This window comes from Gottfriedia acidiceleris, from assembly GCF_002128425.1.
Lineage (GTDB): Bacteria > Bacillota > Bacilli > Bacillales > Bacillaceae_G > Gottfriedia > Gottfriedia acidiceleris.
The window spans coordinates 137,035-149,168 of the sequence record NZ_NESS01000001.1 but is presented as its reverse complement, the minus strand read 5'-3'; the positions used below and the strand labels follow the sequence as shown (position 1 = coordinate 149,168).

The following is a 12,134-nucleotide window of genomic DNA, read 5'->3' as shown; positions in this document are numbered from 1 at the left end:
ATGAAGGTGGACAATTAAAATTGAAAAATATTATTGATGTAAACATTGCAAATAAATTGCGGTTAAATAAAAATGTTGTATTTTTAGATTGTCGATTTCAATTGTCAAATCCTGAATATGGTTTTAGTGAGTATCAGAAAAATCATATTCCGCTTTCTCGTTATGTTGATTTAAACAAAGACTTATCTAGTCCTGTACAAAAGCATGGAGGTAGACATCCGTTACCTAATTTAAATGATTTTGGCATTCTTTTAGGCCAACTGGGGATCGATCATGATACGATTGTTATTTGTTATGACGATGGTACGAATGATAATGCTGCAAGATGTTGGTTTTTATGTAATTTAGTTGGACATCAGTTTACTTTTGTTTTAAATGGTGGCTATAAAAAATGGTTGGAGAACGGTTTTGAAGTAACTGCAAAAATTGAAGAAGTATTACCTAAGCAATTTGAGATTAAAGTACAAGAGTATATGATTAGTTCTATGAATGATGTTAAGAAGAATAGTAAAAATGAGGACTTCAATTTAATTGATTCTAGAGAATCTATACGATATATTGGCGAATTTGAACCAATTGATCGAATTGCTGGTCATATTCCAGGAGCAAAAAATTCTTTTTGGAAAGATGTTTTAAATGAAACGGGTGAATTTAAAACAAAAGAAGAATTACAAGAACTATTTAAACCATTTAAAAATGGCGATGAAACAGTAGTTTATTGTGGCTCAGGTGTAACTGGCTGTGTAAATTATTTAGGATTAGTTGAAGCTGGATATACTAATGTAAAACTTTATCCAGGAAGTTTTAGTGATTGGATTTCTTATGAAGAAAATGTTGTGAATAAGGAAAAATAATTAGTTGCAAAATAGTTTTAGTTGGTATAGAATGAGAATACAAATTAAACAAAACCTGCTGTGTGCGTTGTCAGTTTATGTCTTAAACCAATGATTTGTATACCGGAAGACCGATATTTAAGTAACAACATCGTGCCTACATATAGGAGGATGAGCGTTACTTGTGAGGACATCCACCTTGGAGTTCGGTTTACTTAGACATAAATGAATAACGGCATTTGCGGGAAAAAAAAACCATTCACATTTTGTGAATGGTTTTTTCTTCTTTATATAATTGCTTTTTACTTTTGTTAGTTCTAATTTGAGTCACGATTGTTGAAATTAATATTAAGCTGCAACCGATTAAACCGATTTCTTGTAGTCTTTCTCCACCATAATAATATCCAGTAATCGCTGCAAAAACTGGCTCGGTTGCGAGAATAATTCCTACTTCTGTCGCACTTATTGTACGTTGGGCAAACATTTGGATAAAGAAAGCCGCAGCGGTACAAAAAATTGCAGTAGATAGAATCGAAAATACAAAAAATTTATTTGTCCATAATTCTTGATTGAAAATAACCTGCCAATCCTCAAAGATTAAAGCAAATGTCCAAGAGGCTAAACCTACAAAAGTTATTTGTACAGTTGCTAGTTGTAGTGAGTTATAACTAGGTGAGTAGATTGTTGAATAAATAATATGAAGAGCAAATGCAATCGCACTGAAAAAGGAAATAATATCACCGGAATTAAACTTAGAATTTGTTGATAGAGTTAATAAAAATAATCCGATGAATGCAATAATTGCACATAAATTTTCCCGTAAGGTAGGCTTTTTCTTATATTTAAAGAATAAAAGAAAAGGAACAATCGCTACACTAATACCTATTATAAAACCTGATTTAGATATAGAAGTATTATGTAATCCAAATGTTTGAAATACAAAACCTAGAAATAAAAATAACCCTATAACGATACCTGGGAAAATAAAACCAGCTTTCCCACGATATCTTTTATTATTTTTTCGATTTAATAAAGTCTGAACTGTAAATAATACAATTGCAGCTACAATAAATCGTAATGCATTAAAAGTAAATGGTTGGACAAACTTAAGTGTTTCTTTAACAATGAAAAGCGAAGAACCCCAAATGAAGGACACAAAGAGTAGAGAAGAAAAAGCGATTAATTTATTTTTCATATCGTCCATTCCTTTTTTATTTTATGGCTTTTCGAGCAAGTTCATCAGCAACCTTATTTGCGCTTGATGGAATCCATTTAATAAAGAAAAGATCAAGTTGATTAATTAAATTAAGTGATTTCTCTAATAAAGGAATAAACAAATCGTTTTTCGAATAATTCTTATCAATACTTTCTTCAACGATTTTTGAATCTGTACGGAATGAAACAATTGTTAAATTATTTTTGACACAATAATCTAGTGCAAGTAGTAATGCATGAAACTCAGCTTCATGATTAGACATTGAATCTAATGGAATACTTAAAAAAACAGGTTCTTTAATTCCTTTTATGAAAATACCAGCACCTGATGGACCGGGATTTCCTTTGGAAGCTCCGTCAATATAAACTTCGATCATAGTAAACCTCCAACACTTATATATGTACCATTTTAGTATATATTCAAAAAAATGAAAACTTAAAATATGAAATGAATTAATTTTATATTCAACCATAATCTGTAGTCTAAAATAAACGATAGAAAAGGTGTGTCGGATGAAGTTAAAGATCATTTGGAAGTATCAAACAAAAAAGAAATATCAAATTACGCTTGAAACTGAATGGTTACAAATAAAAGAGGCACTACTTTTAGCTGAAGATTTTGAAAGTACAGGTAGAACAAGAGAAATCATCTTTTTAGATCAATTCGACACAGAGTGGACAAAAAAACAAGTAATAAAATACTTAAAAGAACTCGAAGAAGAACCACATAATATTTCAATATTTTTTGATGGTGGATTTGATCTATCAACATCTATGTCTGGAATTGGTGTATGCTTATACTTTAGTCAAAATGGTAAAAACTATCGAAAAAGGTTTAATGAAAAATTAGATGGTTTATTGACAAATAATGAAGCGGAATTTGCTGCTATTGAAAATGCAATCCTACTATTAGAGGAAATGAATATTACAGGTCAAACAATCGACATTAAAGGGGATTCACAAGTTGTCATTAATCAGTTAAATGGAGATTGGCCTTGTTTTGAAGAACAACATGAACGATTCATAAATCGAATTGAACGAAAATGTAAAAACTTAAAATTAACTTTACAATTAGAACTTATTAAACGTAATGATAATAAAGAAGCTCATAATCTAGCAACGCAAGCACTTAAAGGGAATAAGATAATAAGTACAATTGAAGTTACATGAAGAGGTGAAATGAATCTTGGAACGCAAAGAAATCTTGGAAGAAATAGATACTTTAATGAAGACGTATTGCGATGGCTGTTTTGTCTATAAACATTTTAGAAAAGACCATAGCCAAAAATTCGCTCAATCATTTTGTATTAATAAATGTACTATTGGAGAGAAAATAAAAACGATCGGTAAGCAATTAACTTCTGACTGTTAACTTAAATATTAAATAGAACTTGGTAAATAAATGAGTAATATCATGTTGATTTCCATTACAGGATGCTCGCTTTCCGTGGGGCGAGACCTGAGCCTCCTCGGCGCGCCTGCGGGGTCTCAGCCTTCCCGCTAATCCCACAGGAGTCGAGCGTCCTTTCATTCCAATCAATTTCTCAAATAAAAAAATTAATCTTAAAATTATTAGCAAGACCTAAAAATTAAATATAGAACCCCAATATCAAAATAAATACTTCTTGATAAAGAATGTTTACCAAATATTACTGCATTATTGACTTTCATTTGAAAATGAATAATAGGTAATATTTAAGTATATCTTCAGAGTGTAGAGACCTCCCTAATATTCTCTACACTCTTTTTTATTATCCTCTTAATTCAGGTTAAAAAAATGATCTTTCACATAAAAAAATATTTTATTTTGAACTACTGATGAAAGTAAAGCTGGTTCTGTAGCTCCTATATAACCGAGCCTCAACAGTAAAGTCCATTCAGTTCTTTTGAAATTGCGCTCTAACTTTTACCTTTCTATATTAGAGTAAAGGAAAAGAATACATCGACATGCTAAAAGTGATAAATACATCCTTTATGATATTGAATAACTTGACGAAATAATTATTCAGTATTTGAATGATTTCCAAAATAAAAGGCTGTCGACCTTTTCGACAGCCTGGGGTACTAATGAAAGTACCTTCTTGTTCATTATATTCGAGCTTCTCTTAATTGCTGCTCTACTTGCGTTAAGTCTTCTTCTTGTTTCATTAAAAATTCATCATCTAAATCAGTAGCAAGACCTTTCATCTTTTCAAGTTGTTCTCTTGCTTGATTAATTGCTGTTGTTGCATCTGTTAATTGTTGCTCGTCCATGCTCATTGTTGCATAACCAACAAGTCTTTGAGCAGCTTTAACTTTCATTTCTACATCCTCAAAATTATTAAAGTTTGACATAATCACCCTCCTTATTTCACTTCGTAGTATTCCCAAATAAAATAGGAATCATGAAAAGCGAGAGGATTTTTTTGTTTCAGTAAACTAAATAATTCTTTTTGTGATCTCTTAGTTTTATAAAAAATAAAAAAAGGACTGATTAATCAGTCCTCTATGTAGTCAAGTTTATATTATAGCTTTACTACGTTAGCAGCTTGAGGTCCACGGTTACCTTCAACAATGTCAAAAGAAACTTCAGCACCTTCTTCTAAAGATTTGAATCCGTCAGTTTGGATTGCTGAGAAATGTACGAATACATCGTCTCCACCTTCAACTTCGATGAATCCGAAACCTTTTTCATTGTTGAACCATTTTACTTTTCCTTGCATTTTTCTTATCCTCCTAAAACATTGCACATGAAGCGCGAAAGAATTTCCATTTATTAATATTATTATAATAAATGTTGAAATTAATATACAACTATTAAGAATATAAGTCAAGTAAGCGCTTAATATCAAAATATACATTCAATTATCATATATATTTCATAATAAAATAAAAAGTTAAATATCTATTTGTGAAATAATTCACAAATAGAAAAGGACATGCTATACTACAAACATAGAAAGTGTTTCAAATTACTTTTAAGAATCAATCTTGATTTCACTTTATAAAGAGCGGAGAGATGAAAATGATTCATTGTGAATGGATTGAATTTCAAATTGATAATGATTTAATTACAGAAGTAAAATTTGAGGAAATGATGAATGATACATTTCAAGCAATGATGGTCGATGAAAATAACTTTCCTAAATATATATGGACAGCTAACTATGTTGTAATTGTAACGAAACGAATTAAAATTTTAGAAGAAATAGAATTTATACAAATACCACGTAATCCAGTATGTAGTTAAAAGAGTAAATCAAGTAGAGAAGAAAAGGTAGTGCAAGAGAATGAATTCTTTTGGCACTGCCTTTTGCGTTTCTTCCTTCTTTCCCTACGATTACATAAGTTATATAATAACTATATCTAACATATAGAGTGATATAAAAATTAGTTTAAATTGTGAGGAAGAAAATGAAATTAATTATTGCCGAAAAGCCTGATCAAGGTTTAAAGCTTGCAGCGCCTTTTAAGTTTCAAAAGAAAAAAGGTTTCTTAGTCATTCAACCAAACGAGTTTTTTCCTAAAGGTGCTTATTTAACTTGGGCAATTGGGCATTTATGTGAGTTATTATCACCTGAAGAATATGATGAAAAATGGAAAAAATGGTCATTAAATACTTTACCAATTATACCTAACCGCTTTGGACATAAAGTATCAAAAGGAAAATGGGATCAGTTTTCAATCATAAAAAATTTAGTTCACGTAGATGAGGTTAATGAAATAATACTTGCAGGAGACTGTGAAAGGGAAGGAGAACATATAGTTCGCCTTATTTTAAATTTAGCTGGAAATAAAAAACCAATGAGAAGGCTTTGGATTTCGTCATTAACAGAAAATGCTGTTAAAAAAGGATTTAGTCAACTATTAGATGAAAGTGAAACAAAAAGCTTATTTTTTGAGGCTTATAGCCGAGCATGTGCTGATTGGTTAGTTGGGATGAATGCATCAAGAGTTTATTCATTACATTTACAAAAAAAAGGAATTCAAGATGTATTTTCGTTAGGAAGGGTTCAAACACCAACCTTAGCTCTCATTGTCAAAAGAGAACTTGAGATTGAAAAGTTTAATTCCGAACCTTATTGGGAGGTTTTTGCTACATTTCAGTTCGAAAAGCAAAAGTTTTTTGGAAAATGGCATAAAGAAACAGAGTCTAAAATTATGTCAAAAGAATTAGCAGTAAAAATAGCTGGCTTTTGTGAAAATAAAATCGTAAAAATTACTGATATAGAACAAGAAAGAAAAGAGTTTCAACCACCTTTTCTTTATAATTTATCGGCACTCCAAGCTGATGCAAACAGTAAATATAAATTTTCACCACAAAAAACACTCGAGATCGCACAAAAACTTTATGTCAAAGGGAATATTTCATATCCACGTTCAGACTCAAGTTTTATTACGAAAGAAGAAGCAATGATGCTCCCAGATATATTGAAGAAACTTGAAAATATTGAGCAATTTTCAAAATTCTTCCCTCTGCCTAATCAATCTATAATAAATAATAGTCGCTTCGTTAATGAGAAAAAGGTCACTGACCACTATGCAATTATCCCTACTGAACAAGTACCAAATATCGATAAAATGAATGATGAGGAAATGAAAATATATGAACTAATTGTAAATCGTTTAATTAGTGCACATTATCCTAATTCTATTTTTGACTATACAACAATTCATACGTTAGTAGACGGACGAGCGACTTTTATTTCAAAAGGGAAAATAATGGTTCAAGAAGGTTGGCGTAAAGTCATATTCGAAAAATCAAAAGAAAAAAATACAGAAGAACAAAATTTACCCGTTGTTGAAAATGGGCAAGAAGGAATTGTTAAAAAAGTAGAGGTAAAAGAAAAGAAAACTCAAGCACCTAAAAGATATACAGAGGGACAATTAATAACATTAATGAAGTCGGCCGGAAAACATATAGATAATCCAGAATTAACGAAAATTCTAAATAAAACTGAAGGACTTGGTACTGAGGCAACTCGAGCTGGTATAATAGGTACTTTAAAAAATAGAAAATATATTGAAGTTAAGAAAAATCAAGTTTTCGCGACGGATAAAGGAAAGCTTATTATTTATGCTCTAGGGGAAAATATTTTAACTTCACCTGAAATGACTGCAAAATGGGAGCAGAGATTAAGTGAAATTGGAGACGGAAAAGCAAGTAGTCTTGAGTTTATGGAACAAACTAAAAAATTAACCGAAAAAATAATTCTTGATGCTTACGAAAACGAGAAGATATGGAATTTTTCAGAGTTTAAAATTGAAGAGATGCAAAATTCGAAGTTTGGTCCAAAGAAAAAATCAACTAGTGTTGGAAAATGTATTAAATGCGGTGGAAAAATGATCGATAAAGGATCATTTTATGGCTGTGATCAATTCCAAAAAACAAAATGTGAAGTTACAATTTCTAAAAAAATATTAGGAAAAACAATTACAAAGGCATTAATGAAACAATTATTAAACGGTGAGACTACAGAAGTTATTAAAGGATTTTCAAAGGATGGTAAAGAATTCGAAGCTTCTTTAAAATTTAGTGAAGCAGGGAAGATTATGTTTATTCAAAATTCCATTAAATAAAGTGAGGCATAATGTAATTTAACTAGTCAATTCTATTTCTTATTGCATATACTTATATACAATGATAATAGGAGGATTATAGTGAAGGAATTCTATAGCAATGAACAAGTTTTTCTAACTGGTGGAATTGTTCCTTCCGTTTATTCATTATGTATAGATTGTAATCGGAAAATTGTACATGTTCTTGACCTGGATCGAGTAGGGACTAGGCCGGTATATGTATCGTTTTCTAACAGTTTTGCAGAAAATATTTTTGAACAAATAAGCTTATCAACGTTAGGAAGTTATCTAGAATACCAATACTTAATTTATACTACAGAAGGTATTGTAACAAAATGGAAAAATAACGAACTTATAGCGTTAACCAGTTTAGACGAATGTAAACCGGAATTCATTAGTTTAATGAAAGAAAGAAGAAATATATGGTCTATATATAAAGCTTTATACAATCGAAAATAAAAAGAAGGATTACTCATTTAATTAGGAGTAATCCTTTTCAATGTGAAAACAAACTTCCAGCTTAACATGCCCTTAAACCTGCATATTCCTGTCTTTTCCTGTCTTTATTTGTTAAACTATCAACATATCATAAATTAGAAGGTGACATAATGATTTGTTTTTTAGAAAATACCTTTCATATAAAATTAGAGAAAAATGATAAAGGTGAATATCCGATTATTGTGACTGACGACGGGATCTATAGTGAGATTAGTCTGAAAGATAAACCGAGCACGTATGTTAAGTTTATTATAAATGAATACGATGAATTAACGATTGATTGGTATATCGAAAATGATAATCGCTTCTCAGTAAAAAGCATACAAGTTCATCAAATGATTTTAATAAACGATCATGATGAAAATTCAATTCAATTTGTATTAGAACGCTGGCAAAGTAGGATGTTTAAGATTCAATGGAAGCCAAAGTTACACATTGAATTTGGTTTATATTATGAAGTTTGCGATGATTGCGATTAAGATGATTTTTTAGGTTTTAGTAAGGTAAGGATTACAAGAAAACTAATCCAACCGATAAGTGGGTAAAGGAATGTTAATAGTGGTCCATAACCAATAATGCTAATAAACAAGCAGCTTATTAATAATAAAATAACGACTATATTTGTATTTAATCGGATGTATGAATTGATTTGTCTAGACATCCCATATATATTTCCAACTAATGTTGTGAAAATTTCAGCTAAAATAACCATTAGGAAAAAGTAATAAAAAATTGGATGGATTTTTTTGATTACTTCAACCATTGGAATTTCATATTGTTGAAAATTAGTTACACCTGAAACGTTTAGGTGAATTAGTAATAAAATAGTACCTAATATTAAACCACCTAATACTCCGCCTTGAATAATTGAAGATTTTTCTTTGCATTCAGAACCAATAGGAACTAAAACAGCCTGAGCCAATGCCATATTTAAACAAACATATGTTATTGGTTTCGTAAACACTGTGAAGTTAAGCGTATTAATAGAAGGTAAAATGTGATCTAGTGTTATTTCATGCATTGTAAATGGTAAATGTGAATTGATGAAAACTGCGACGATAAAAGCACACATAATTGGGACTACTGTATTATTTAGACTGAATAAACCACTTGTCCCTCTTCTTAAAACAATAAAAGTCAAAATGATAAAAAATATTGAACCGATAAAAGAATCAAAATGTAAGTAATTTTTAAATACAGCTCCAGCACCCGACAGCATGACACTTGTAACGCCAATTAAAACAAAGAATAATAGCCCATTAATAATATTTCCTCCGACTTCTCCAAATAATAGTACATTAAATTGCTGAGCAGAATTTAATTTATATGTATGAGCAATTGTCATAATTTTAGTTCCAAACCAACAAAATAATATAGTGGCAAAAACAATCCCCATTGCACCATATACCCCGTTAATTGAAAAGAACTCTACAATTTCTTTACCCGTAGCAAAACCTGCTCCAATCACTGTTCCGACATATGTAAAGGCTATATTTCGAGCTTCTTTACTAAAGTTGAATTTCATAGGAAGTCCTCCTAATCGTAGTACTAAATTGTATGATACATATTAGGAAAATAGACATGCTCTGTAAGTAAAAGTTTATTAACAGATCAATTAAAGGAAGCTATTGATAAAGATTTCTTAGTAGTACGAAGGAAGTCCCAATTAAAATTCAATTTACGCAATTTTTTAATTATGTTAAAGTGAGTAAGTTAGGGGGACGGACAGCATGAATATACTTAAATGGAATTTTAATATGAAGGTAAGACTCGTTGCTGAGTTTTTCTTTGGATTATTCTTTTGGATGTATTTACCTTTTTTAGCAATTTATTTTGCTGAAGAATTGGGAAAAGTGACAGCAGGGTTCTTACTAATGTGCTCTCAAGCTGTTGGAGTATTTGCAAATTTAATTGGTGGATATTTGGCTGATACGTATGGCCGAAAACGAATGATGGTAATTTCAGCTTTTATTCAAGCTGGAGGAATGATTTTATTAACAATTGCAAATTCACCAATTTTAAATTCTCCATGGCTAACTTTTTTGGGGTTTGCAATTATTAGTGTCACTGGAATGCTATATAATCCAGCAAGTTCGGCTATGGTAGCAGATACAGTTGAAGATAAAGATGAAAGAAACTTAGTCTTCGCGGTTTTTTATACAATGATTAATATTAATGTTGTGATCGGTCCAATTATAGGTGGGATTTTATTTTTCAAATCGAGATTTTTATTATTTGCCACATCTTCATTTATTTTTTTAATTGTTGCATTTATGATTCTACTATTAATTAAGGAGTCATTACCAGACTCTGTAAGACAAGAAAAGGAAGCTTCTATTTCAAAAGTTTTAATTAAACAAGTAAAGAATTATCGTATTATTTTTACTGATAAGGTTTTTTTCTTATTTGTTGCAGCTGGTATATTAATCTCTCAAACTTTTACTCAATTAGATTTATTACTAGCGGTTTATATAAAAGAAAGTATTCCGGTTCAAACATTATTTAATTTTGGAGATTTTACTTTAAAGACAAATAGTGAAACGTTATTTAGCTGGATCATAGCCGAAAACGGTTTAATCGTAGCATTATTTACAGTTTTAATAACGAAATTTGCAAACAAGTTTAATGAAAGATTTTTATTTTTTGCATCTTCTGTTTGCTATGCTTTATCTATGTTATTGTTTGGATTCACACTATCAGCCTATGTAATTTTTATTGCAATGGCAATGTTTACTTTAGGTGAGATATTAGTTGTAGGAAATCAAAACTCATTTATTGCAAAAATTGCTCCTGAAAATCAACGTGGACAGTATTTTGCAGCAGCAGGTTTAAGATGGTCACTTGGACGAACTATAGCACCATTAACGATTCCACTAGCTGGGTGGATTGGGTATAAATGGACATTTAGCATAATTTCGATACTAGCTTTGATTGGAGCATATTTGTTTGAAGTAATGTTTAAAGAGATGAAGAGAAAATCTAAAACCATTTCGGATGAGATGAAGGTAGGATAAATAGTAGCAAAAAAGGACCCAATTTGTTGGGTCCTCTTTTTAACGGTTATTTAAAGTTTTATCTAGTGTGTCTATATTTTCTTGCATTAAATCGAAATAATCTTTATGTTTCTTTAAATCATCTTCTGAAATAGTTGCTAGGTGGTTAAGTCTTAAGATTTCTGCATGAGTTTCATTTTTAACAACTGTTGCTACTTTCGGTGTAGCAAACGTTTCAAATAAAATATATTTGACATGATGTTCTTTAACAAAATCAACAACTTTCTTTAAATCCTTCTGTGATGGTTCTTGAGAAGGGGAAAGTCCTGTGATTGGGATTTGTTCAATTCCGTAATGTTGTTCCAAATAACCATAAGCTGCATGTGAAACGACAATATCCTTACGTGCTGAATGTAAAACTAAATTTCTTAATTCATTATCAAGTTCATCAAATTGAGTTTCAATTTTATCATAATTTGCTTCAAAGTACTGTTTGTTTTTTGGCATTAATTTAACTAATTCATCTTTAATATTTTGTGCCTCAATTTCTGCTCGAGAAGGATCTAACCAAACGTGTGGATCAACGTCGTGATGGTCTTCATCTTCCTCAATTTCTTCTTCGTTTGACTTTATTAATTCAATATTCTTTGTTGCTTCTAAGATCGCAACATTATTATTTTTAAGTGTATCTTTGATTTTATCTGCAAATGGTTCCATACCTGCACCATTGTATACAAATAAATCGGAGTTTGCGATTTTTACAATTTGTTTTGAAGTTGGCTCAAAATCATGAGTATCAACACCAGTAGGGTAAATGGAATGTACATCAACATATTTACCACCAATTTTTTCAGCGAAATCTTGTAAAGGATAAATGGTTGTATAAATCGTCAGTTTATTTTTATTTTTAGTACTTTGCTGATGCGCGTCTTTATTGCAAGCTGAAAGAACTGCGCCAGTTAATAGCAAAGTCGTGATTGCTAATTTTTTAAATTTCATTTTTTTCTCTCCCTAAAAAATTTAATCATTTTAGTAT

At 30.5% G+C, this 12,134-nt stretch carries 14 protein-coding genes and 1 other RNA gene; 9 read left to right on the top strand and 6 right to left on the bottom strand.

Annotated features, from left to right (window positions below; translation table 11 throughout):
• The first annotated feature begins 29 nt into the window (after positions 1-29).
• Both B6K90_RS00745 and ssrS read left to right on the top strand, forming a co-directional pair.
• Positions 30-854, top strand: a complete 825-nt coding sequence (locus B6K90_RS00745) for a sulfurtransferase (RefSeq protein WP_088011400.1) — start codon at positions 30-32, stop codon at positions 852-854.
• 49 nt (positions 855-903) lie between these two features.
• A non-coding RNA gene (gene ssrS / locus B6K90_RS00740) (6S RNA) lies at positions 904-1,085 on the top strand.
• A 7-nt stretch (positions 1,086-1,092) separates the two neighbouring features.
• Here the strand turns inward: ssrS and B6K90_RS00735 are convergent.
• Both B6K90_RS00735 and B6K90_RS00730 read right to left on the bottom strand, forming a co-directional pair.
• Positions 1,093-2,028: a DMT family transporter gene (locus tag B6K90_RS00735; RefSeq protein WP_167555237.1), complete on the bottom strand. Its 936-nt coding sequence runs from the start codon at positions 2,026-2,028 to the stop codon at positions 1,093-1,095.
• Positions 2,029-2,044: 16 nt separating this feature from the next.
• Positions 2,045-2,425 carry a reverse transcriptase-like protein gene (locus B6K90_RS00730; RefSeq protein ID WP_088010640.1) on the bottom strand — a complete coding sequence of 127 codons (381 nt, stop codon included), beginning with the start codon at positions 2,423-2,425 and terminating at the stop codon, positions 2,045-2,047.
• 136 nt (positions 2,426-2,561) lie between these two features.
• Here B6K90_RS00730 and B6K90_RS00725 point away from each other — a divergent pair, with 136 nt between their 5' ends.
• Together B6K90_RS00725 and B6K90_RS00720 are read left to right on the top strand one after the other, a co-directional pair.
• The gene (locus tag B6K90_RS00725; protein WP_088010639.1) at positions 2,562-3,218 is read left to right on the top strand and encodes a reverse transcriptase-like protein; all 657 of its coding nucleotides are present in this window, start codon (positions 2,562-2,564) and stop codon (positions 3,216-3,218) included.
• A gap of 16 nt (positions 3,219-3,234) precedes the next feature.
• A complete protein-coding gene (locus B6K90_RS00720) occupies positions 3,235-3,420 on the top strand; it encodes a zinc-finger domain-containing protein (protein ID WP_088010638.1) in 186 nt (61 codons plus the stop codon).
• Between the two features lie 716 nt (positions 3,421-4,136).
• On the opposite strand, the gene B6K90_RS00715 is transcribed toward B6K90_RS00720, so the two are convergent.
• On the bottom strand, positions 4,137-4,382 hold the full coding sequence (locus B6K90_RS00715; RefSeq protein WP_407920483.1) for a DUF2564 family protein: 246 nt from the start codon (positions 4,380-4,382) through the stop codon (positions 4,137-4,139).
• Between the two features lie 170 nt (positions 4,383-4,552).
• Complete coding sequence (gene cspD / locus B6K90_RS00710; RefSeq protein WP_056466512.1) at positions 4,553-4,750, bottom strand: cold-shock protein CspD; 198 nt, start codon at positions 4,748-4,750, stop codon at positions 4,553-4,555.
• A gap of 302 nt (positions 4,751-5,052) precedes the next feature.
• On the opposite strand from cspD, the gene B6K90_RS00705 reads away from it, so the two are divergent.
• The 4 genes from B6K90_RS00705 to B6K90_RS00690 all read left to right on the top strand — a co-directional run bounded on the left by B6K90_RS00705 (position 5,053) and on the right by B6K90_RS00690 (position 8,584).
• Positions 5,053-5,277 (top strand): hypothetical protein, encoded by a 225-nt coding sequence (locus tag B6K90_RS00705; RefSeq protein WP_088010637.1) that lies wholly within the window; start codon positions 5,053-5,055, stop codon positions 5,275-5,277.
• Positions 5,278-5,441: 164 nt separating this feature from the next.
• Positions 5,442-7,607: a DNA topoisomerase III gene (locus B6K90_RS00700; RefSeq protein WP_088010636.1), complete on the top strand. Its 2,166-nt coding sequence runs from the start codon at positions 5,442-5,444 to the stop codon at positions 7,605-7,607.
• An 81-nt stretch (positions 7,608-7,688) separates the two neighbouring features.
• A complete protein-coding gene (locus tag B6K90_RS00695) occupies positions 7,689-8,066 on the top strand; it encodes a hypothetical protein (RefSeq protein ID WP_088010635.1) in 378 nt (125 codons plus the stop codon).
• A 149-nt stretch (positions 8,067-8,215) separates the two neighbouring features.
• Positions 8,216-8,584, top strand: a complete 369-nt coding sequence (locus B6K90_RS00690; protein ID WP_088010634.1) for a DUF3979 family protein — start codon at positions 8,216-8,218, stop codon at positions 8,582-8,584.
• Here the strand turns inward: B6K90_RS00690 and B6K90_RS00685 are convergent.
• On the bottom strand, positions 8,581-9,630 hold the full coding sequence (locus B6K90_RS00685; protein ID WP_088010633.1) for a YkvI family membrane protein: 1,050 nt from the start codon (positions 9,628-9,630) through the stop codon (positions 8,581-8,583). The genes B6K90_RS00690 and B6K90_RS00685 overlap by 4 nt on opposite strands.
• A gap of 205 nt (positions 9,631-9,835) precedes the next feature.
• On the opposite strand from B6K90_RS00685, the gene B6K90_RS00680 reads away from it, so the two are divergent.
• Positions 9,836-11,119 carry an MDR family MFS transporter gene (locus B6K90_RS00680; protein WP_088010632.1) on the top strand — a complete coding sequence of 428 codons (1,284 nt, stop codon included), beginning with the start codon at positions 9,836-9,838 and terminating at the stop codon, positions 11,117-11,119.
• A gap of 39 nt (positions 11,120-11,158) precedes the next feature.
• Here the strand turns inward: B6K90_RS00680 and B6K90_RS00675 are convergent, their stop codons facing one another.
• Positions 11,159-12,097 carry a metal ABC transporter substrate-binding protein gene (locus B6K90_RS00675; protein ID WP_088010631.1) on the bottom strand — a complete coding sequence of 313 codons (939 nt, stop codon included), beginning with the start codon at positions 12,095-12,097 and terminating at the stop codon, positions 11,159-11,161.
• Between the last annotated feature and the right edge of the window lie 37 nt (positions 12,098-12,134).